Annotated in this window: 20 protein-coding genes; 14 read left to right on the top strand and 6 right to left on the bottom strand. The window is 29.8% G+C overall.

Annotated features, from left to right (window positions below; genetic code table 11):
• Positions 1 to 293: 293 nt before the first annotated feature.
• The 9 genes from ABM4_RS07545 to ABM4_RS07505 all read left to right on the top strand — a co-directional run bounded on the left by ABM4_RS07545 (position 294) and on the right by ABM4_RS07505 (position 9,883).
• Positions 294 to 1,769, top strand: a complete 1,476-nt coding sequence (locus tag ABM4_RS07545) for a methanogenesis marker 14 protein (protein ID WP_016359083.1) — start codon at positions 294 to 296, stop codon at positions 1,767 to 1,769.
• Between the two features lie 38 nt (positions 1,770 to 1,807).
• Positions 1,808 to 2,428: an NTP transferase domain-containing protein gene (locus ABM4_RS07540; protein ID WP_016359082.1), complete on the top strand. Its 621-nt coding sequence runs from the start codon at positions 1,808 to 1,810 to the stop codon at positions 2,426 to 2,428.
• Between the two features lie 141 nt (positions 2,429 to 2,569).
• Positions 2,570 to 2,839, top strand: coding sequence for a PRC-barrel domain-containing protein (locus ABM4_RS07535; protein ID WP_016359081.1), 270 nt, complete (start codon positions 2,570 to 2,572; stop codon positions 2,837 to 2,839).
• A 363-nt stretch (positions 2,840 to 3,202) separates the two neighbouring features.
• Complete coding sequence (gene sufC, locus ABM4_RS07530; protein ID WP_016359080.1) at positions 3,203 to 3,958, top strand: Fe-S cluster assembly ATPase SufC; 756 nt, start codon at positions 3,203 to 3,205, stop codon at positions 3,956 to 3,958.
• Positions 3,906 to 5,174, top strand: a complete 1,269-nt coding sequence (locus tag ABM4_RS07525; protein WP_369751279.1) for a SufD family Fe-S cluster assembly protein — start codon at positions 3,906 to 3,908, stop codon at positions 5,172 to 5,174. The genes sufC and ABM4_RS07525 overlap by 53 nt, the downstream gene beginning before the upstream one ends.
• 656 nt (positions 5,175 to 5,830) lie before the next feature.
• Positions 5,831 to 6,250: a hydrogenase iron-sulfur subunit gene (locus tag ABM4_RS07520; protein ID WP_016359078.1), complete on the top strand. Its 420-nt coding sequence runs from the start codon at positions 5,831 to 5,833 to the stop codon at positions 6,248 to 6,250.
• Between the two features lie 16 nt (positions 6,251 to 6,266).
• A complete protein-coding gene (mvhG, locus tag ABM4_RS07515; RefSeq protein ID WP_016359077.1) occupies positions 6,267 to 7,196 on the top strand; it encodes a F420-non-reducing hydrogenase subunit MvhG in 930 nt (309 codons plus the stop codon).
• Position 7,197: 1 nt separating this feature from the next.
• On the top strand, positions 7,198 to 8,622 hold the full coding sequence (locus ABM4_RS07510; protein ID WP_016359076.1) for a Ni/Fe hydrogenase subunit alpha: 1,425 nt from the start codon (positions 7,198 to 7,200) through the stop codon (positions 8,620 to 8,622).
• Between the two features lie 13 nt (positions 8,623 to 8,635).
• On the top strand, positions 8,636 to 9,883 hold the full coding sequence (locus tag ABM4_RS07505; RefSeq protein ID WP_016359075.1) for a 4Fe-4S binding protein: 1,248 nt from the start codon (positions 8,636 to 8,638) through the stop codon (positions 9,881 to 9,883).
• Between the two features lie 623 nt (positions 9,884 to 10,506).
• Here the strand turns inward: ABM4_RS07505 and pyrC are convergent.
• Positions 10,507 to 11,766 (bottom strand): dihydroorotase, encoded by a 1,260-nt coding sequence (gene pyrC / locus ABM4_RS07500; protein ID WP_016359074.1) that lies wholly within the window; start codon positions 11,764 to 11,766, stop codon positions 10,507 to 10,509.
• Positions 11,767 to 11,934: 168 nt separating this feature from the next.
• Here pyrC and ABM4_RS07495 point away from each other — a divergent pair, with 168 nt between their 5' ends.
• Positions 11,935 to 13,074 (top strand): nucleotidyltransferase family protein, encoded by a 1,140-nt coding sequence (locus ABM4_RS07495; protein ID WP_016359073.1) that lies wholly within the window; start codon positions 11,935 to 11,937, stop codon positions 13,072 to 13,074.
• A complete protein-coding gene (locus ABM4_RS07490) occupies positions 13,065 to 13,802 on the top strand; it encodes a peptidylprolyl isomerase (protein ID WP_016359072.1) in 738 nt (245 codons plus the stop codon). Before ABM4_RS07495 ends, ABM4_RS07490 begins: the two co-directional genes overlap by 10 nt.
• A 434-nt stretch (positions 13,803 to 14,236) precedes the next feature.
• On the opposite strand, the gene ABM4_RS07485 is transcribed toward ABM4_RS07490, so the two are convergent.
• Positions 14,237 to 15,211, bottom strand: coding sequence for a hypothetical protein (locus ABM4_RS07485; protein WP_016359071.1), 975 nt, complete (start codon positions 15,209 to 15,211; stop codon positions 14,237 to 14,239).
• A 380-nt stretch (positions 15,212 to 15,591) separates the two neighbouring features.
• On the bottom strand, positions 15,592 to 15,825 hold the full coding sequence (locus ABM4_RS07480; RefSeq protein ID WP_016359070.1) for a KEOPS complex subunit Pcc1: 234 nt from the start codon (positions 15,823 to 15,825) through the stop codon (positions 15,592 to 15,594).
• A gap of 428 nt (positions 15,826 to 16,253) precedes the next feature.
• Between ABM4_RS07480 and rplJ the strand changes: the two genes are divergently transcribed.
• The 3 genes from rplJ (at position 16,254) to mfnA (ending at position 20,569) form a co-directional block, all read left to right on the top strand.
• Positions 16,254 to 16,742: a 50S ribosomal protein L16 gene (gene rplJ / locus ABM4_RS07475; RefSeq protein ID WP_304412215.1), complete on the top strand. Its 489-nt coding sequence runs from the start codon at positions 16,254 to 16,256 to the stop codon at positions 16,740 to 16,742.
• Between the two features lie 170 nt (positions 16,743 to 16,912).
• The gene (gene ppsA, locus ABM4_RS07470; protein ID WP_016359068.1) at positions 16,913 to 19,195 is read left to right on the top strand and encodes a phosphoenolpyruvate synthase; all 2,283 of its coding nucleotides are present in this window, start codon (positions 16,913 to 16,915) and stop codon (positions 19,193 to 19,195) included.
• 210 nt (positions 19,196 to 19,405) lie between these two features.
• Positions 19,406 to 20,569, top strand: coding sequence for a tyrosine decarboxylase MfnA (gene mfnA / locus ABM4_RS07465; RefSeq protein WP_016359067.1), 1,164 nt, complete (start codon positions 19,406 to 19,408; stop codon positions 20,567 to 20,569).
• Between the two features lie 300 nt (positions 20,570 to 20,869).
• On the opposite strand, the gene ABM4_RS07460 is transcribed toward mfnA, so the two are convergent.
• The 3 genes from ABM4_RS07460 to ABM4_RS07450 all read right to left on the bottom strand — a co-directional run bounded on the left by ABM4_RS07460 (position 20,870) and on the right by ABM4_RS07450 (position 23,630).
• Positions 20,870 to 21,244: a dihydroneopterin aldolase family protein gene (locus ABM4_RS07460; RefSeq protein ID WP_016359066.1), complete on the bottom strand. Its 375-nt coding sequence runs from the start codon at positions 21,242 to 21,244 to the stop codon at positions 20,870 to 20,872.
• 4 nt (positions 21,245 to 21,248) lie between these two features.
• Positions 21,249 to 21,971, bottom strand: a complete 723-nt coding sequence (locus ABM4_RS07455) for a class E sortase (protein WP_016359065.1) — start codon at positions 21,969 to 21,971, stop codon at positions 21,249 to 21,251.
• Positions 21,972 to 22,052: 81 nt separating this feature from the next.
• Positions 22,053 to 23,630, bottom strand: a complete 1,578-nt coding sequence (locus ABM4_RS07450) for an archaetidylserine decarboxylase (protein WP_016359064.1) — start codon at positions 23,628 to 23,630, stop codon at positions 22,053 to 22,055.
• Between the last annotated feature and the right edge of the window lie 55 nt (positions 23,631 to 23,685).

The following is a 23,685-nucleotide window of genomic DNA, read 5'->3' as shown; positions in this document are numbered from 1 at the left end:
ACATTTTTTTTTAAAAATTGATTTTTGATACTTTATTGTTATACTTATTTTTAAGATTTTTATTGATATATTTTATAAAATACTATTTTTCTGCTTTTTTTCTTTCAATATATTTTAATATTTTTCTTAGTTTATTGAATTTTATTTATTTTATGAGAGACGTCATTACTTTATTATTTTTTGCATTTTTTAGTAAAATCATTTAAAAAAATTTATATTATTAAAATTTAAGAAATATTATTAATTATTTTTTAAAAAAATAAATTAGATATATTAAAGTAGGGGATAGTTAAATGTCATTATTTGGGAATTTATTTAATAAGGGGCCAAAACCAATAATTGCACACAGCCAACCAGTAAGTTTAGCTTCACTAAAAGCTAGTAATAATCGACCTCAAAGTGGTGCTATGTATCAAACTAAACAGGATGTTTATTATGTTACAGCATCAGTGGAACTTGGTAACACTACAACAAAGTGTATTCTAGCAGCCACAAATTTAAATAACAGTAAATCTTATTTACTGGATAAAACAGTTAAAATGACTAGAGATATTCGTCCACCTAAACCTAACGAAAAGGTTTTCGGTAAAACCGTTTGGGGAATAGAATTATCTAAAGAGGCAGTTGCTGAAATGATTAGAGACACTGTTTTAGAATCTCTTAAAAAAGCAGGTGTTGATAAAGAAGATGATTTGGATTTTGTTGTAAGATCAACCGGTGTTACCGCAGGATTCTCAACTGCTGAAGAAGCTGGTGAATTAATTAAAGCATTAGCAGACGGTTGTCTTGATGCAGGTATACCTCCAAGAAAAATGGCTCCAGCAATGAGCTCTAAACAACTTCCTGAAAGACTTAGAAAATATACTTTACTTGATAATATTCAGTTTGATGGTGCTGTTGTAAGTGTGGTTCCTCCTAAAGGACCTCAATCTACTGCAAATGAGATGGAAGGTGAGCTTGTAACTGCGGGTATTAAGTTAGGTGCAAAATGGACTGATGTTGATTATAGAAATCCTTGTGTTTCACTTGATTTCGGTTCAACCTTGGCAGGCCGTATTGTAAATGATAATGTACCTTATGCGAATACTGTTGGTAACTTTTTAGGTCTTGCAGGTGTAGTTTCAGATTCACTTGCAAAGGGTTCAGGTCAGGTGGATCCAAAATATGGTGCTGCATTAGATATTTATACTCCTAAATTGGATAAAAAGGGAGATAAGAAAAAAGCTAAGGCTAATGCTGAAAAGGTTCACAGTAAATTTATTGATATTAGAAAGGTTCCTACCGGAATAACCAGGTTTGGTACCGTTCCAATTAATCCTGAGGCTGCTGAGGAATCAGGTACTTGTTTAATAGGTTGTGATGTTGGAGAAAATGGTGATAAACTACCTGACTTAACTGATTTTGGTCATGAAATCTATGAAAATGATGGTCTTCCAACACTTATCTCAACAATGGATTATGTGTCTGCTATGATTGTTCATAGAACTTTGGATATTGCATTTAAAGAAAATGTTATAACTGGGGGATCTGTTTTAGGAATTACTGGTAGGGCAGGTATTACAGGACGTAAACCAGAATTAATTTTAGAATATTCCAAAGATAAGTTTGTTGATACTGTATTTGTTGAAGATGGTCTTGCATTAGGTTCTGCGATTATGGCTCGTTGTATGAATTCAATGGGTACACAGAAAAATCCTATTGGTGGTCATCAAGGTGGTAAATGTATTTTAGGTAAAAGAATGAAACTTCAAGGTAGAATACCTAAATAATTTTTTATTTTTGGATTTTTATGATCATTGGACTAATTATGGCTGGGGGAAAGGGTACCAGATTAAAATCCGAATCTGAAAAGCCTCTATATAAATTTAATAATAAATTTTTAATTGACTATGTATTGGATAATATGTATCAATCAAAGTTAATTGCCAAGGTTTTGGTCATTGTTAGTCCACATACACAGAATACTAAAGATTATTTAATAGAATCTGATTTTATTGAACTTAGGGATTCTTTTGATACTTATGACAAATATTTTCTAGATAGTCCTGGTAAGGATTATCTTAGCGATTTATCATATGTTTTAGATATTCTTCAGGAAATATCAAAAGATAATACTTTATTGATGTTAAATTCAGATTTGCCATTTGTTAGCTCCAATATTATTGATAATGTTTTAGAGATATATTTAAATCAAGACAAATCTGCATTATCTGTATTGATACCAACTAAGGTTTATGATAAATACAATGTATCTTATGAATATGAATTTAATGGTTTGGTTCCTTCTGGTTTAAATATTCTAAAATCTAATAATTCTATTCAAGATGAAACTAATATTGTCATGGAGAATATCGAACTTGCTTTTAATTTGAATTCTATTGATGATATTTCCATAGCATATAATATTTTAGATTCTATTGAGAAATAATTTTTAACTATTCCTATTTTTATTATTCTTTTTTTATTTTAGTTTATTAAAATAGAATTTTATTGTTAAATAACAATCATTTTAAATAATATAAAATAACATATATTTTAATGATTAAGAATATTTTATCATGGTGGAATCATGGAAAGTAAGAAAAGTGTTCAAAAAAGAGAAGAAAAATTATGGAGTGAAGTTAAGAATTACCAGGTAGCAACAAACAATGCTCGTATTTTAGGTGTTCTTGATGAACTTATTATTAATGATAAAACCGGTAAAATTGTAGATATTGCAATCAAAGTTGAAGACGGACGTAATGTTCATGTCAAAGGAGCAAAAAGAAAAGGAGATTTATTACTTGTTCCTTTCTCAAAGGTTGAAAAGGTTGGAGAATTTATCATTGTAACTGAATAAATTTTCAACTTTCATTATCTATTTTTTTATAGCTTTTTTTCATATCTCTAATTTTTTAAATATCTTTTAGTTAATATTTGATTATAATTTTTTTATTCTATTATTTTTAGATATTTTACATATTTTTAATAGGGATTTTTATCTAATAATTATTTTTAATGGTATTTTTTTGCTTGTTTTTATTCATATTTTTTATATATCTATTATTTTTTAATTTAAACTATTCTCTTTAATTTATAGCAATTGTTATACATAGTTTTATATTAATGAAAATAAAATATTTTAGTAATATAACACTATTTATATTTTTTATAAATTCTGTTTATAATAATATTAATCTTATAAAGTTTAAGGTGATAGATTATGTTACTTGAAATAAGCAACTTGGCAGTTGAAGTTGAAGGTAAACAAGTTTTAAAAAATGTTAACCTTTCAATTGGGGAAGGAGAAACCCATGTACTTTTAGGCCCCAATGGAGCCGGTAAAAGTACTTTATTCATGACAATATTAGGATTTCCTAAATATAAAGTTACTAATGGTACTATAAAATTTAAAGGTAAGGACATAACTAATATGCCTACCTCTGAAAGAGTTGCTTTAGGAATGGGAGTTAGCTTCCAAAATCCTCCTGCAATTCGAGGAATTACTGTAAAAGATTTATTAAAATATGAATCTGGTCAGGAAGAAGATGAAGATTTAAATCCTAGAATGAAAGAACTTGCAGATAAATTAAAGTTCAATGAAAATTTCTTAAATAGGGATGTTAATCTTGGATTTTCTGGTGGAGAAGTTAAGAGATCTGAGATTTTACAACTTTTAGCTCAACAACCTGACTTCACAATGTTCGATGAACCGGATTCAGGTGTGGATATTGAGAATGTCGAATTGATTGCAGAGGAATTAAATGTAATCTTGGATAAACAAAAGAAATTGAGTGAACGTAAAAGATCAGGTTTACTTATTACTCACTTAGGTTATATTTTAAACTTTGTAAAAGCAGATAAAGCTCATATTTTAATGAATGGTGAGATAGCTTGCTCAGGTAACCCTGAAGAGATTTTAGCTGATGTTAGAGAAAATGGATTTACAGGATGTGTTAATTGTGCGCAATGTTTATGAAGATGCTGAAAGGGCTAAAAATAAAAAAGCACCATTAGGTACTGATATTACTATTGAAAATTATACAAATGATAATATTTCAGCTTTTGATGTTATAGATGATTTGGATGATTTAGCTAAAAAAGACCAAGATACTTTATTGTCTGTAGGTGTTGATACAAGTCAGGAAGATAGGGCAGGTTCATTTGTACAGATGGATCAAAGTAACATTTTCACAGCACAATTATCTAGTGATGTGGAGGTAATGAATACAGGTGTTGCACTTGATAAATATCCTTGGGTTAAAGATTATCTTTGGAATGCCGTTAAATCAGATCAGGATAAATACACTGCCGAGGCAGCTTTAAGGGAAAAGGAGGAAGGAGAATACAATGGATATTTTGTAAGATCACTTCCAGGAACTAAGGAATTCTTCCCTGTACAAGCTTGTATGTTTATTGCAGATAAGGATATTATGCAAACAGCACATAATGTTATTATTGCTGAGGAGAATTCAGAATTGCATCTAATTACTGGTTGTGCAACTGGTGATGATGTATCATCAGCACTTCATGTAGGTGTAAGTGAGATTTACCTTAAACCTGGTGCAAAACTAACATTTACCATGGTTCATAACTGGGCTGAACAGGTAGAAGTTCGTCCGAGAACTGGAATTAAACAGGCGGATAATACAACATTTATAAATAATTATATTTTGACCAGTCCGGTTCACTCTGTACAGTCTTACCCTACAACCTATTGTGAGGGTAATAATTCAAGGGCTCTTTTCCAAAGTGTTTTATCTGGTCAAAAAAATTCATATATTGATGTTGGTTCAAGGGCATATCTATATGGTCAAAACAGTTCTGCCGAAGTAATTTCACGTACTGTTGCAAATGATCAGTCTAAAATCTATGCAAGAGGTCATTTAATAGGTGAAAAACCTGAAGTAAAAGGTCACCTTGAATGTAATGGTCTTGTATTGTCAGATGATGCATCTATATATGCGGTACCTATCCTTGAGGCTAATTCATCAGGTCTTGAATTATCTCACGAGGCTGCTGTAGGTAAGATTGATGAGGATGAAATTTACTATCTTACTTCCCGTGGATTTACCGAGGAAGAGGCTGCATCTATGATTGTAAGAGGATTTTTAAATATGGACATTACAGGATTACCTCCTGCTCTTGCAGAGTATACTAAAAAAATGATAGATATGAGTGTAAAGGGAATGTAATTTTCTTTCACTTCTTTTATTTTTTTTATATTTTCTATATGTGGGATTAACTTTTCATACCTGTTTTATGTAATACAATATTTTATATGGTTATTACTTGTTTTATTTTAATTTTGTCTAGCATTTTTTAATTTTTTTATTATTTTATTTATTATTTCAATGTTAAAATAATTTTTTTTATTAAATTTTATATATTGGAACAATTAAAATAAATAATTTTTAATTCATTCGTAGTATAACAAACTATATTTGTTAAATTAAATTCATTTTTATAAATTTATGGGGTTATGTTTAGTTATCTATAATTTTTTTTATAATTTTATCAATTTTTTCTCATTTTTTATTAAACATATTCTAATTTAAAAATTCATAAAATCTTTTTATATTATTTAAATGTTTCGATTTTAATTTCCGTGTAACATTTATATTAAAGTTAGAAGTAATATTGTAATAGTACATTAATGTAATGCTGAGCTAGCTCATTGAGGTACGGAGATTTATTCATGAAAATATATTTCTTGAAAATTAGTTTCTGCATTTTCAGGTTTTCTATATTTAATTGAATAGGTTGATTTTATAAGAGAGAAATCAATATTTTTAAAAACTTAAGTTTTTGAAAAGATTGGTAAATTTTTTAATAGAGGAGGTTAAACTCTATGGCAGATGATATAAAAATTGTAATGTTTTGTTGTAACTGGTGTTCCTATGGTGGAGCAGATACTGCTGGTACAGCTAGGATGCAATACCCACCTAATATAAGAGTTATTCGTGTAATGTGTTCTGGTAGAATTGATCCACAATTCGTATTAAAAGCATTCAGAGAAGGTGCTGATGGTGTACTTGTAACTGGTTGTCACATGGGAGATTGCCACTATGATGCAGGTAACTATAAATTAGACAGAAGAATGAGAATCGTTTATAATTTAATCGAAGAATTAGGTATTGAAAGAGAAAGATTATACCACGATTGGATTTCCGCTTCTGAAGGTGAAAAATTCGCAAATACAGTAAGAATGATGGTTGCTAGAATTAAAGATTTAGGACCTTCACCTTTAAAAGAACAAATTAATGCTTAATAATGGAGGATAAATTATGGCTGATGAAAAAGTAAAAATTGGAACCATGTGGTTAGGCGGATGTTCTGGATGTCACTTATCCATTGCTGATTTCCACGAATCTTTAATTGATGTTTTAGAATTAGCTGATTTCGAATTCTGTCCTGTTTTAATGGATACTAAATATGATGAAATTCCTGAATTAGATATCTGTATTATTGAAGGTGGAATTAGAAACGATGAAAACAGAGAAATGGCTGAACTTTTAAGAGAAAAATCTAAAGCAGTCATGGCTTACGGAACCTGTGCAGTATACGGAGGTATTCCTGGACTTGGTAACTTATGGACTACTGAAGAGTTAGAAGAAGAAGCTTATATTAACTCTATCACTACTCCAAACCCTGATGGAATTATTCCTTCTGAAGATGTTCCTCATTTAGAAAACAGAGTAAGACCATTACCTGAAGTAATTGATGTAGACTTAATTATTCCTGGTTGCCCACCAAGATCCGATGTTGTTGCTGAAGCTGTTCTTGCTTTACTTAAAGGTGAAACAATTGAATTACCTACCACAAACTTATGTGAAGTTTGTCCTAGAGAAAAACCACCTGAAGGTTTAGCTATGGACTTTGTTAAAAGACAAATGGAAATTGGTAAACCTGAAGATGATTTATGTTTAATTGCTCAAGGTTTAGTATGTTTAGGACCTGCTACAGTATCCTTATGTGGTGCTGAATGTCCTTCTATTGCAATTCCATGTAGAGGATGTTATGGACCTACTGCTAAAATCATTGATGCTGGTGCTAAAATGATTAGTGCAATCGCTTCTGATTACCGTGTTGAAGAGGATAAGACTGTTGATCCTGAAGAAGTTGCTAATCAATTAGATGATTTAGTTGGTACTTTTTACACATACACTTTACCAGCTGCATTAATCCCAATGAAAATGCAAAAAGGAGGAGAATAGAATGGCAAAACTAACTATGGAACCTGTTACTCGTATTGAAGGTCACGCTAAAATTACTGTTCTTTTAGATGACGCAGGAAATGTTGAAGAAACAAGATTACATGTTATGGAATTCAGAGGATTTGAAAAGTTCTTACAAGGTAGACCTGCAGAAGAATTACCTCGTTTAGTTCCTAGAATCTGTGGTATTTGTGATGTACAACACCACTTTGCAGCTGCAAAAGCAGTTGATCAAATTTACGGATTTGGAGACGATATCTTACCAACCGCTTACAGAATGAGAGAAATCATGAACTGGGGTTCATTTATGCATTCCCACGCATTATCTTTCTACTTCTTATCCGCTCCAGATTTAATAATTCCTAATGGAAATAGAAAAACTAGAAATGTTTTCCAAATTATTAAGGATCAACCTGAAGTAGCTTTACAAGCTATTAATATGAGAAGAAACGGTCTTGAAATGGTAAGAGCTATTGGTGGTCGTCCAATTCACCCTACCTCATCTACCCCTGGTGGTATTTCCACTGAATTATCTGAAGACAAACAAAAAGAATTACTCGAAAGAGCAAAAGAAAATGTAGACTTAGCTCAAAAAACTTTAGATTTAGCTATTCCTATTTTTGAAGAGAAAATGGATTTAGTTAATGATTTAGGTAATTTCGGTGCTACCCGTCACTGCGGTTTAGTTAAAGACGGTAAATGGGATGTATACGACGGTAATGTAAGGATTACTGCTAAAGACAGTCGTAAAGTTGAATATGAATACAACAATTTAGAATACCAAGACATTGTTGCAGAACATGTAAAACCTTACTCCTGGTTAAAATTCCCTTACATTAAAGAATTAGGATATCCTGAAGGTATTTACAGAGTTGCTCCTTTATCAAGGATTAATGTTTGTGATTCCATGCCTAAAGAAGCACCTCTTGCTCAAGAAAGATTAAACGAGTTCCGTGAAAAATTCGGATATGCTCAACAACCTTTATTATTCCACTGGGCTAGATTAATAGAAATTTTAGCTTGTGCTGAATGTGCTGAAGTAGCTTTAGGTGAAGATTTATCCGGTAAGAAATTCCCAGATGAACTCGAAAGAACTGCTGGTGAAGGTGCAGGTATTGTAGAAGCACCTCGTGGTACTTTAATCCACCATTACAAAACCGATGATAATGGATTAGTAACCAAAGCAAACATTGTTGTTGCAACTATTCAAAACAACCCTGCTATGGAAATGGGTATTGACCAAGTTGCTAAAAAATACATCAAACCTGGTGTAGAAGTAGATGATTCTATCTTCAACTTAATGGAAATGGTTATCAGAGCATACGATCCTTGTTTATCTTGTGCTACCCATACTATGGACAGTCAAATGAGACTTTCCTCTTTAGAAATTATTGATAGTGATGGAAATACAGTTAAAAAACTCTAAGGGGTAATTATAAATGATAATAGTTAACCAAGAGGACTGTATTAAATGTGGGGCTTGTGAAGGTACTTGTCCTTCATCTGCAATTCAAGTAGGTGATAAACAAATCATATTTTGTGATACCTGTGGTGGCGAACCTAAATGTGCTGAAGTTTGTCCAAATGGTGCACTTACTATTGATGAAGTAGAAGTTGATAAAGAAGGTCATACTCAAGTAAGAATTTCATATAATCCAGCACGTTGTGATCAATGTGGTGGAAGTCCAAAATGTGTAGATGTTTGCCCTCCAAAAACACTTGAATTAAATGATTCTGCTAAAATGCCTATTGATGGTTTCTGTGTAATGTGTAAACAATGTGTAGATATCTGTCCTATGGGTATTATTGGAATCCCTGGAGTTATTGAACCAGCTAGTAGAGAAATTAGCATTGATGGACCTATCTATATCCAAGATTGTGTTGGATGTGGAACATGTGTCGATGAATGTCCTGCAGAAGCAATTACTTTACCTGCTGTTGGTGAATCTATTACTATTGATGAGACTAAATGTCTCAAATGTGGAGTTTGTTCCCAAACCTGTCCTTGGAATGCAGTCTTTATTTCAGAAAATGCAAATCCAGTTAAACGTTCCAAAGAAATTAAAGAATTCACTCTTGATGCAAGTAAATGTATTGGATGTAATACTTGTGTAGAAGCTTGTCCTGGGGACTTTATTGAAGCTAAAGGTGCAACTTTATCTGTCAAACTTCCTGAAGTTTGTGCAGCATGTACTTTATGTGAACAATTATGTCCTGTTGATGCGATATCCTTAGATGTTGAATATGGAGAAGCTACACCTGCAGAAGCTTTAGGTGTTTCAAGAGATGTTGAAAAATGTACTTTCGTTGGTGCATGTGCAATAGCTTGTCCTACCGAAGCAATTCGTGTAGTTACCAAAACTGGTATGAAATTACCAGAACAAGTTGCAAGTGATGAGGAACCTTCATTTGCTGTATGTGCTAGATGTGGTGCTTGTGCAGCTGCTTGTCCTAATGACGCTTTAATCTTTGATGAGTTTGAAGTTGAAATTGATGGAGAAACAGTTTTAAGAAACAGGATCCAAGCTAACCCATCTAAATGTGATAAATGTGGAGATTGTGTAGAAGCTTGTCCTTATGATATGTTACATGTTAAAGATGAAGGTAATTTACCTATTGCTGGATTCTGTACCCTTTGTGGTAAATGTATGGAAGCATGTCCTGAAGACGCTTTATGCATGAAATAGATTTGAATTAGGTGGATTCTTTCCATCTATTCATTTTTTTTACTGGTTAGATAATACTTTTTTTATAATTTTTATTAACAATTAGGTTTGTTTTATAATTGTATCCTTTTTTTTCATCAAAGTTTTTTATTAATATTTTTGAAATTTCCTATCTTTATTTTAAAGTGAATTTATTCTTTCTTATTTTATTTAACGCCAAATAAATTTAATCAACGGAAATTTTTCGGATATAGTTTTTAACTTTGTTAATCTATATGTCATAAAATAAATCCCATATTTTTTTAGAATAAGGAATTTTAATATGGGATTTCTTTAAATCTTATTTAAATAAAAGTAGTAATCAACTGGAAGTTGATTTTGATTGATTTTTTACATGTTTATTTTCAAAACGATTGATCTTTGGATTTACTTTTTAAATTATAAGGGTTCTTTTTATTTCTAATATGAGGTTAAAATATAAGAATTAATTTAAATCATTATTAATTTTTAATAGGTGTAATCCCATATGTTATTTTTTCAGATAAAATTAGATTTAAGAGTCAATCAATGTTTTAAAACAGATTCTATTGATTTTTTATATATGTATAAATAAATTTAAAAAAAGTAGAAATAATATTTAAAGTTTATTCAAATATTATATTATCCTCCATTACAACCTCACCATTTAATATTGTCATAGTTGCCTGTCCTTTATATGGCATTTGGTTAAATGGTGTAAATTTGGCTTTTGTATAAAACTTATCAAGATCAAATTTTCCCTCTTTATTTAAGTCAATTATAGTAAAATCTCCATCATAACCTTCTTCGATTTTTCCTTTGCCTTTTAAATTAAATCTTTCAGCTGCATTCTCAGATAAAATCCTTGGAATATAATCTAGAGGTATATTTCCACGGTTAACCTCTGTCAACATTAAACCTAAAACGGTTTCAAGATTCGGCATACCTGACGGACAATCCCATACCATATTCTCCTTTTCCTTAATGCTGTGTGGCGCATGATCGGTTCCGATAATGGAATCTTTACTTAAATCATTAATTGTTATGTTCTCCCCATATAATCTTAGTGGGGGATTTGTTTTAACTATGTTTCCAAATTTGTTAAATGAATTTCCTTCAAGCAGTAGGTGATGTGGAGTAAATTCATAGCTAATATCTATATTTGATAGATTATCTCTAACCATCTTTAAAGATCTTCTACTACTTAAATGGCAGATATGAATTTTAACATCGTATTTTCTAGCTAGATTGATTGCTTGTTTCACTGCTATATCCTCTGCCTCACTTGGCCTTGCATAAATATGGTCTATTGGTAAATTAGTTTTCCTATCCTTAATTTTTTCCGTATTTTCAATTACAGATTTTCTATTTTCACAATGTAATGTTATGATGGGATTTGTATCTAATTTTGATATATTTAAGAAATCTTCCTCAAGTTCACTGTCCTCCTCTAAATCCATGAATATCTTAAAGGATACTGGGTTTAATTTTTCGATTTTTCTCATCTCATCCAAATCGCCTATACCTGCATGTATGAGTGTATTGATAATAGATTTCTTCTTGATAATTTTTTCCTTGTCCTTATATGCTTTTAATGTATTTGTTTTAGGTTTTGTATTTGGCATATCTATTACAGTTGTAAAACCACCATTTGCCGCAGCCATGGATCCGCTTTTCATATCCTCTTTATATGTTAATCCAGGATCTCTAAAATGTACATGGGGATCTATAAGTCCAGGCAATACAATCTGTCCCTTGATATCTATTGTATTGTCTGAATCCTGTGGAAGTTTTGAAATCTTGGATATCTTTCCATTATCAATTCCAATGGTGTATTCCCCTTTTTTTCCAATGAGTTTACAATTCTCTAAGATTAAATCATTCATAAAAACTATTCCTCTATCTTTTTTAATTGTTCCTATTTTTTATTATTGTCTTCATATTCTTAATATTTTTTAGATAATCTATTTTCTGGAATATTGTGAATTTATCTAAAAACTCATAGTAATCTTTTAATAGAATATTTTATAAATATAGTATATTAATATATTATTATGCCTTCAAATGACTTTGTAAAAAAAATTATTAGGAAGGATAGAAAGACCTTTTTTAATGATTATAAATTATCACAATCAAAGAAAACTAGTTTATATGATGATAATAGTGATGATTATAATAAAAAGTCTTTAAAACCTTTAATATCCGATTTTACTGAATATAATCCCTTACATAATGGACATTTCCATTGTTTAAAAGTTGCAAAAAAACATGTTCCTGACGGAATCTTTGTTGCAGTTGTACCTGGATTGTTTGAGAGAAGCGGTAGAGGTTTACCTTATATATTGCATCGACGTTCAAGGGCAGAGATTGCTGTAGATGTTGGTGCGGATATTGTGGTGGAAGGTCCCCCAATGGGTATAATGGGTTCCGGACAATACTCTTTATGTTTATGTAAAATGTTTCAGGCTTTAAATACAGATTATATTCCAAGGGGATATAAACCATTTGACGGTATAGATGATATATTAAATCGTATTAGTTTAGGTCATGGAATTTCACCTAAACCTTATAAAATTATTGATATGGATACTAACGAAGTTATAATGCATGATAAATTGGAAGAGGATAATTATGTTATAGTGTCCTTTTCTAAATCATTAAAAAAAATAGGTTTTGACTTTAAAAATAAATTTATTTTTGTAAAACGTATTGAGGGTGTAAGTGGAACCTTGATTCGTCAATCCGTTGAAGAGAATAATTTTGATAAAGTTCAGAATATGATGCCTAAGGAAACGATCTCTGTATTACAGAGAGAGGTTAAGTTAGGTCATGCTCCTTTACATAATCTTCGTGATTGGGAGACTATTTTAGATAATGCAAATAATTTGTCATTTGATGATTTATCTTCTTTAAACTTATTTAATGAAAAATTAGCTTCTAAATTAATTGAAACCCGTGAAAAAAATCCTTTTGAAACCTTAGAGCAATTGGAAAATTCTTTACTTTATGGCTTCTCATCAAATTATAAACATAGGGTTTTAAGTATATTGGAAACTAAAATAAATAAAGATATGATTTATAATTATATTGAAAAATATCCTTATACTATACGCATCTTAGACTATAAGAATGAAGATGTGTTAGATCAATTTAAAAATAAAATTACTAATAGGAGAATCGAGTTATGGCAATAGAAAATGGAGATTTTATTAAAGTTAACTTTACTGGAAAAATAGAAGAAACCGGAGACGTTTTTGATACAACTTATGAAGAAGTTGCAGAAAAAGCAGGAATTGCTCAACAAAATAAAGAATACACTCCAATTCCAATAGTTGTCGGTGGAAATCATTTATTACCTGCTATTGATGAAGCAGTTGTAGGTATGGAAGTTGGAGATGAAAAAGAAGTAAAAGTTGATCCTGAAAACGGTTTCGGTCAAAGAGATCCTAGTTTAGTTCAATTAGTTCCAATGAGGGAATTTAAAAAACAAGGTATGAATCCTGTACCTGGTATGAGAATTACCGCTGAAGGTCAAAACGGAAAAATCTTAACTGTAAGTGGTGGAAGAGTAAAAGTTGATTTCAATCACGAATTAGCAGGTAAACATCTTGACTACAACATTAAAGTTGAAGAACTTATTGAAGATGATGAGGATAAAGTAAAAAGTATGGTTCAATTACACTATGCATATCCTAACATGGATATTGATAAAACCGAAGTTGACTTTGATGATAAAACCGTTAACATAAAATTAGATGAAATTACCAGATTTGATCAAAAATCTTACATGGATGTTACCCTTGCTAGATTCAGAATAGCAAAAGATATCTGGGATAACATGGATGTAGACAAAGTTCAATTTGTTGATACCTTTGAAAAAAGGACCAATGATTCCGAAGAGGAAGAAGAAGCTGAAGAATAGATCTATTCTTTAATTTCTTTTTTTATTCACTTATTTTATCAGCTATTTTTTCATGTTTATTTTGGTTACTATTTTTTCATCTACCTGTTTTATTATTGTTTAATGTTTTACTGGTTACTTTTTAAGTTTTATTTTAATAATTAACCTGATTCTTTTATAAATTTTATTTAAATATCTTTTTCTTAAATTAAATCACATAAAAAGCCGTTTTTAAAGTTTTTTTTAATTATATCCGATTATGTCTGATTTTATTGTTTTTAATCTTAAATTTATTAAATTGTAATCCTAAAATAAGTCATTAATCATTGATTTTAATATAAATCTGAATCTCAATGGATAAGCCAATAAAATAATTATTTAAAAATTTGATTTGATTTGGTTAAAAAATAGTATAAAAAATAGTAGTTAATTAAAAATAAAAAAAGAATTGATTTTTATAAACTTCCTAATAGTTCTCCAGGGTTAGTAACTAATCCAATCAATGCATCTAAAAATGTTGGATAGGTACTAGATAATAGGAATAAGTAAACTAAATAGAATACAACGAACAATATTAGGATAATTAATATTATGGTTAATAGAATATCTAAAACTGAGTAGGGTTCTTTAGTTTTATTCTTAGGTAATCTGTGGAAGTCATTTCTTTTATATGATCTTGGTTTTCTTTCTTTCTCAGGAACCCAATCATTATGGGTTTTAGATACTTTAGGTTTTGGTGCATATACAGGTTCCTCATCATATGGCTCCTCGTCATAATAATTGAACTCATTATCATAATTATTTTCTTCCTTTTCAATTGGAGCTATTTCTTCAAGTTCTTTATCCTGTGCAAGTTGTTCTTTTAAACTTAATTCGTGTTTTTCAGGTTCATCAAAATAAAGATCATCTAGATACTTCTCATATTTGTCTTCTAATGCTTTTTGTTTTTCGGAATTTTCCTGATGTGAAGAAACAGTATTTTCATAATTTACATCATTATTGAACATTGATGGAGATTCTTGATGGATGGTATTGTCCTTTTTAATTTGAGCCTGTTGTAAATTATCGGTTTTTACCTCTTCTGTATTATTTTTTGTAATAATTTCCTCCTCATTGTCAGATTCTACTTGTGGTGTGGTCTCTTCAATAGGAGTATCCTCCTGGATAGGTTCTGTTTCTACTTCAGAAACTTCCTCGTTAATTACAGGTTCTTCTTTAATTGTTTCGACTTCATTTGGTTCTTCTTCAATCTTTTTCTGATTTACTTTATCAGATGCTTTTGATGATAAACTATCCATGATTAAATCGTTAACACAGTCTTTACAAAGAATATTTCCCCCAACTTCCATACCACATTCGGCACAGATTGGTTTTCCACAGATAGAACATTTATTTGTACTTTCTCTATCTGGATGATAATGACAATTCATAATATATCTCCATTAATTTTTTTAAGGCTCAATAAAAATAATATTTTAATAAATATGTTTAGTGTTTATATAAATTTATAAATGATAATATATAATATTATGTTTTTTATTTTATTTAAAAAATTATTGTAAAATATCTAAATTTTATATTGTTTGTTTAAAAATAATTCCTTTTTTAATAAAATTGTCATGTCCTGTTATTTTTATTATTAATTAAAAACCATTTATCTTGTTTAAGGTTATCAGATATTGTTGAATATCCCTATTTTTTAATCATTATCTAAAATTTTAATAAGCAATCCCTTGTTTAATGGTATTTTTAAAGATTGATCTTTAAGGGATTAAGTATTTATTAAACCTAATTCTTGACATGCAACAAATTAATCTTTTTTAGAAGTAGTAATTATTTTTTCCACAACTATTTCAGATGCAATCAAATCATCACTTGTGTTTAAAAAAGATCCTAATGAATCACTGTTTATTTCAAATTCAACAGTATCATTATTCAATTTAGATTTGACAAATCCCTCATTATCAACTTTTAAACTTTCAAATGATATTTTGGCTGATTCTTTATCCTTATATTTGATTGTTAACTCTGAGTTAATTTCCATATTATCACTTATGTTTTATTGTTATCGTCTTTTTTATGAGTTTAATTTTAATAAATTTAATATTTTTTAATTAAGATTGTACAAGCTTAGATAATTTTTAATATTTTTTATTATCATTTTAATTTAATTGGTTTTTGTTTTATAATTTTTATTATTTTAGAATTATTTTAAATATTTCCTATTAGTAAAAATCTTAATATACTATAAAATATAATAATCTATATTGTAGAAATTTATATTAAAATTTCCTTATAATCTTATTTTATGATAACATTTATTAATGGTTATGTAAATATAAATAATTATCTTATCTAATTAATGAAGGTAAATGTTATTTTTTTATAATTTTACTAAATTTTATATAGCTTATTTTTAGCTATTTATCATTAATAATTAGAAGTTATTTTTAACAAATTTTTTATCGGAGGATTATTATGGTTCGCGCTTATACAAGAAGAGAATATATTAGAAAAACCCCAAATTCAAGAATTGTTCAATATGATATGGGTAACTTAACTGACGAATTCCCAATTTCAGTAACTTTATCTGTTAAAGAAGGTGCTGAAATTACACATAATTCATTAGAAGCTGCTAGGATTGCAGCTAACAGATTAATGATTAGAGAAGCTGGTAGATTCGGTTACCACTTAAAAATTAGAACATACCCACATCAAATTGTAAGAGAAAATCCTATGGCAACTGGTGCAGGTGCAGATAGGGTACAAAGTGGTATGAGAAATGCATTTGGTAAAGCAGTTAGTGTTGAAGCTATTGTTAAACGTGGTCAAAAAATCATTACTATTGACTGTAACAAAGCTAATTTTGTAGCTGCTAAAAAAGCTTTAAAAAGGGCTTCTATGAAATTACCTGCAAGAACTAGAATTACTGTTGATAAAGGTCAAGAGTTAGTTTTATAAATTTATTAAGATTCTTAATTTAGTATTATTCATTCAGTTAAAATTTGTATAATTTCAGAGATTAAGAATTCAAGCCTATTTCCACTTAATTCTTGTTATTTTACAATTTTTAAACTTTATTGAATATTTATATATTATTTTCATATAATAATACAATTTGAGGCAAAAAGATGGTTTATGTTGCAAAGTTTGAAAAAATAAGTAAAGATGACATTGATATTGCTGGAGGGAAAGGTGCAAACTTAGGTGAATTAACCCAAGCAGGTATTCCAGTACCACCGGGTTTTGTTATCACATCTGAAACTTATGAAAAATTTATGAATGACACTGAAATTAATACAACTATTATGGATATACTTGATAATGTAGATGTTAATGATACTAAAGCCCTTCAAGAAGCTGCTGATGAAATTAAATCTATCATTGTTAATACTCCAATGCCTATGGATATTAAAACTTTAATTATTGAAGCTTATAATCAATTATCTGAAAGTGTTGGTGAGGAAGAGGCAGATGTTGCTGTACGTTCATCTGCTACTGCAGAGGATTTACCTGATGCTTCTTTTGCAGGTCAACAAGATACTTATTTACATGTTAAAGGTGTAGATGAAGTAGTGGAATATGTTCAAAAAGTATGGGCTTCTTTATTTGAAGCAAGAGCTATTTTTTACAGAGAAGAAAATAATTTTGACCATGATAAGGTATATATTGCAGTATGCGTCCAACAAATGGTTCAAGCAGAGAAATCCGGAGTCATGTTTACTGTAAATCCATCTACCGGTGAACAAGTCGCTATGATTGAAAGTTCATGGGGACTTGGTGAGGCAGTTGTATCTGGTGATGTCACCCCTGATCATTATGATGTAAATAAGGCTAATAACAAGATTGAAAATCTCATTGTTAGTGATAAGAAATACATGTATACAAATGATGAGAATGGTACAAGTATTAGAGTAAATGTTCCTGAAGAAAAACGTAATGAAAGAGTTTTATCCGATGAAGATTTAAACAATCTAGTTGAAATGGGTAAAACAATTGAAAACCATTATGGTCAACCTATGGATACCGAATGGGCAATTGAAAAAGGAAGACTTTACTTATTACAAGCTCGTCCTATTACAACATTAGATAATAACATTGAAAAATCAGATTCTACTGCTGATTTAGATGTTATTATTAAGGGATTAGGTGCAAGTCCTGGAATGGCATCTGGTTCTGTAAAGATCATTCTTGATTTAGATGAATTAGATAAAATTGAAGATGGAGACATAATGGTAACTACCATGACCACTCCTGATATGGTTCCTGCAATGAGAAAATCCTCTGGAATTATTACTGATGAGGGAGGAGTAACATGCCATGCATCCATCATATCAAGGGAACTTGGAATTCCTTGTGTAGTAGGTACAGGTGAAGCTACCAATGTATTAAATGATAAACAGGAAGTCACTATAGACGGTAAAAAAGGTTTAGTTTATGAAGGACTTCTTGAGGCAGAGGAAGAGGCATCCTCAAATGTATCAAACCAAACAGTTCAAAATGTAACTGCTCCAATAATTACTGTTACTGATGTAAAAGTAAATGTAAGTATGCCTGAAGCTGCTAAAAGAGCTGCAGCTACCGGCGCAGATGGTGTAGGTTTGCTTAGAGCTGAACATATGATGTTAGGTCTTGGAGTCCATCCTAAAAAATTCATTACTGATGGAAAAGAGGATGAACTTGTTGATAAACTAGTAAATGATATTGTTAAAGTAGCTGATGAGTTTTATCCTAAGCCGGTTTGGTATAGGACCATGGATGCACCTACTGATGAGTTTGTAACCTTAGAAGGTGGAGAAAACGAACCAGTGGAACATAACCCAATGTTAGGTTGGAGAGGAATTAGAAGAGAATTAGATGAACCTGAGATTATTAAATGTGAGTTTAAGGCTATTAAAAAACTTCATGAAAAGGGTTACACTAATCTAGGTATTATGATTCCATTGTCACAAAGTGTTTCAGAACTTAGAAAGGCTAAGGAATTATGTGCTGAAGTAGGTCTTATTCCTCAGAAGGATGTTGCATTTGGAATGATGGTTGAAACCCCTGCAGCAGCATTAACTATTGAAGATTATATTGAAGAAGGAATTGACTTTGTAAGTTTAGGAACTAATGACTTAACTCAATATACTTTAGCTATTGATCGTAACAATGAATTTGTTGCTAAAAACTATACTGAAGAGCATCCTGCAGTAATGAAATTAATTGAAAGAACAATTAAAATCTGTGTTGAAAACGGTGTAACTTGTAGTATTTGCGGTCAAGCTGGTAGTGTACCTCATATAGTTGAAAAATTAGTAGGATTCGGAATTACTAGTGTTTCATCTAATACCGATGCTATTGCTGATGTAAGACGTACTGTTGCTAAAGCTGAGAAAAAAATCATTCTTGATGCTGCAAGAAAAAAACTATAATTTGGTAAGAATCATTTGATTCTTATTTTTTTTATTTAAATAATAATTATTTATCTTAATTTTTTTAATTATCTTAAACAATTATTTATTTTTTTTATTTAATTTTGTAAAAATTAGTTATTTATTCAATTTGGGTCTACCTTTAGTGGTATGGGATTTTTGTAGGGCTCATCTTAACTTTTTTTAATTAATTATTTTTAAGGTAATTTTATGGATGGAAAACCTAAATCTAAAGAGGAAATATTTGAAGAATTAGAACAATATCAAAAAAAGGATATGAAATATTCAGATGGCAGAATTCTTGGTTCAATGTGTACTGAGGCTGAACCTATTGCTAAAGAAGTATTTTATAAATTTATTAATTCTAATTTAGGTGATCCTGGTCTATTTCCAGGTACAAAAGCTATTGAAGATAAAGCTATAAAAATGATTGGTTCATTAGTTTCTATTGATAATCCATATGGTCATATAGTTACTGGTGGTACCGAAGCAAATCTTATGGCTATGAGGGCTGCCCGTAATTATGCAAGACGTTATAAAAATATTACAGAACCAGAAATGATAGTGCCTAAATCTGCTCATTTTTCATTTAAAAAAGCCGCAGACATGTTTGGTATGAAAGTAGTTGAAGCAGATATGGATGGTTATTTGATTGATGTTAATTCTTTAGAGAACAAGATCAATAAGAATACCACAGTTATTGTAGCTATTGCAGGTACTACCGAATTAGGTTTAATAGATAATGTTGAAGAGATTGCTAAAATTGCTAAGAAACATGATATATATTTACATGTTGATGCAGCGTTTGGTGGCTTTGTAATTCCATTTTTAAGAGAAGAGGGATACGATTTTCCTAAATTTGATTTCTCTTTAGATGCTGTCTGTTCTATGACTATTGATCCACATAAAATGGGTCTTTCTGTAATTCCTTCTGGATGTATTCTATTTAGGGATAAAAAATATTTGGATGTTATGGCTGTAAAAGCCCCATATCTTACTAAAAAAGAGCAATCCACTATTGTGGGAACTCGTAGTGGAGCATCTTCCGCTGCAACACTTGCAGTAATGGAATCTTTAGGTCGTGAAGGTTATAGAAAATTAGCATTGGATGTCATGGATAAAACTATGATGTTAAAAGAAGGTCTTGAAGATATTGGCTATGATGTTGTAGTTGAACCTCAGTTAAATATTGTTGCTTTTTATCATAAAGATATTGACACTGACTATTTGGCAGATTTACTTGAACAAAGGGGTTGGAGAGTTTCAACTTCATCCTATCCTAAAGCTATTCGTGTTATTGTAATGAAACATATTAGCCGTGATAATATTAGGGATTTGCTTGTTGATTTAAAAGCTATCTCCTCTAATATCTAACTATTTTTGCTTTTTATTAAATTTTTTTTCACTTTTTTGAAAATAAGTCTTATTAATATTTTCTATTGTTTCTATTTTTATTGAAAAAATTTCAAATCTTCTTATTAAAATATTTTATATTAAAAATAAGTTTATTTGATCTAATTTTATCTAATTTTAAAAAATAAGTATTTACATTTTTTATAAAATAGTTAGGAAATAAAACAAGTGTTATTTAAAGTTAGAATTAATTGGAAATATGATATTTTACAATCTATGATTTAATGGATAATGGTAAAGAATTAAATAAATTGATATTTATTATAATTCTTCAATATCCTCAACATACATTAATGGATAATTTAACTCTTCAATAAACTCTATTCTAATGATTGCTTTGACATTGTCCACTCTGGTATGTATTCTAATATCTAACATATCCCCACTTAATGAGGTATATTCAAAATCACTTAACGCGTCATTTAATCTATTTAAATCAATTTTTGCATCAACCTTTTCTATTGCAGGTTGTAGTTCTAAAGATTCTTTGATTGCATTCTCTAAGCTTTCTTTGGAATCTTTGTTAACTGGTGTTCCTACAAATTGATGAAACAATGCACCCATTGTAATTGCTCCCTCAAATATAGCTCTTTCTCTTGAAGTAATATTTGAGAAATACTTTTCATTAACGTCCATATTATTAAACTCCTAATGTAAATATCTGATTAATAAATTCAATCTGTGAGGTAAATATATTTACAGATTGTGGCTGTATAATACAATAAACTAAAAATGCAGTTATGATTAACACAGTAGTTAATATGTACTTTCTATCATCTTTATATACAAATGATATTAATAAACCAAATAGTAAAAATCCGAGTGTAATATAGATTCCATAATCTTTATGGGGGTTATCTTTTATAATCTCTTCTTTTAGTGGGCCTTTACTTGTTAAATTACCTTCACAGATTAATCTTTCTGATGTAGAACCAATTGGGTTACATGTTACGAGGATTATCCTTTGAGTATTATTGCTAATGTCTATCTTTGCATCGGCAGGAACTATTGTTTGATTATAGATGGTATAATTCGCCTCACCAATTCCCGGCCACTCTAATGTAACAATGTCTCCTTTTTTAAGTTCATTTAAACGTAAAAATGGGGAACCTAACAATGTTCTATGACCAAATAGCAATACATCACCATATGTCGGATCACTTGAAAGATTTTCATGATAAACCCCTTCAGAAATTGAATGATTATTAATCTTTTCATTTACACCTATTTTGGGGATTAGAATAACAGGAGAATCTACGTTAGATTCTAATATAACTTTACTGGAATAATATGTGGTCTCAGTTGCAGCATATAATCCAATAATCAATAAAGCAATTATCACTATAATTGTTGTTTTTTTCATATTATTTAATCCTGAATTTTTAAATTAATTTATATCTTATTTTTTTTATAAACATTTCTAATTTATTTCTATATTTTTTATTTAATTGTCGGATTGTTTAATCTCTTCAATCATCCAATTTGGTCCGTTATCTACTGGGATTGTTAAAACCAAATGGTCCATATTATCTAATATGAATTGCACATCTTCACGTGGGACTTCAACTAATATTAAGTATTGGCAGTCTAATTCCCCAATATTTGATATTCTCTCATAATCTGATAATTTAAGTCCGTAATTATTTAATGCATAATCTGTTTCCTCATCACTATACTCTCCACTTGCCTCTTCTTTTAAAGTTTCCTCTACATCTTGGGTGTATGTGTATGATCTTTCATTAGATAAATTTTTGTTATTTGTATTGATGGTCTTTAATTCCTCATTCTTCCTATTTATTGTACCACTATCTTTGGACCTCATTATTGCAAGTACTGTACAACCGCTTATTTTAGGATTTTTATCTGAAATTTCACTATTTTCTGAATTTATATTATCTGTAGTAATAGTGGTAGATTGATTTGTATTTTCATCTGTCAAATTAGGGCTGCTATTTGTATTTTCATTATAGCTTTCATTATATCCCTCATTATTTGAATAGTCACTTGAATTTATTGAATAAATATCAATTTTACTACCTGTTTTTATCAAACCGTTTCCTGCCTGGAGCCTTGAAATTTCAATAGGCACTGCAACTGTATCCGGTTTTTTAAATTTGATATTGGATAGAACGGTTCCGTCATTGTCTTGAACTATTTTAATGGCTTCATCTGCACTAATTATACTATGTTCTGTTTTATTATTTTCATAACTTAAAATTACTCTATTTGCAACATCTTTGCTTTCATTAATATTCTTATATTGATAATCTCTCCACAGGGCAGTAGCTGGCCTTAAAACATCAACATTCTTTACCTGGTAACTGGTATTACAATTATTTATACTGTCCTCTAAAACTTCCACCTCTTTTGCATCTGCTAGGGGCCCTTTAAATAATGAGTGAATTTGATCTATTTTGGCAATTTTCTCATTATTCAGCTCTTCGTTCATTGGTTCAAATATGAAGAAATAGTATGCCCCACCTAGGATTACACAGAAGATTATTGTAAAAATTAGTATTCCGATGATTTTTTTCTCATCATTTTTTAGATCGAATCCGAAATGTCCTGTTTTTTCATATTCATTAATCCTTGACATTAGGGAATCCTTAAAACTTTTCGACTTTTGACTTTTCTTTTGAGGTTTATTTAGATATTCCATATCATTTTTTTCAGTAGTGTTTAATGTGGGGACTTCTCTATTTTTAGGTTTATTTAGATATTCCATATCATTTTTTTCAGTGGTGCTTCTTGTTGGGACTTCTTTATTTTTATGCCTTTTAGTTTTATCATTATATTTTCTAAGAAATTCATTTTCTAAATATTCCTCATAACTTAATCTATTGTTAAAGTCACTATATTCAAAAAAAGTATCATAGTTTGAATTTTCATGTGATTTTTCCAGATTTTCATCATTATTTATTGAGAAAAAATCATTTATAAAATCAGTAATCCTATTAAGTAAACCTTTCTTTTTCTTTTTCTTTAATGGTTTTAATGATTGCTGTTTATTTAATTTACCCATATTACCAAACCCTTAGGGAATGAAACATTTCATAGGTAAATATAAAAAATATTAG

The sequence above is a fragment of the Methanobrevibacter sp. AbM4 genome, assembly GCF_000404165.1.
Classification (GTDB): Archaea; Methanobacteriota; Methanobacteria; order Methanobacteriales; family Methanobacteriaceae; genus Methanarmilla; species Methanarmilla boviskoreani.
This window is presented reverse-complemented; position numbering and strand designations above follow the sequence as displayed.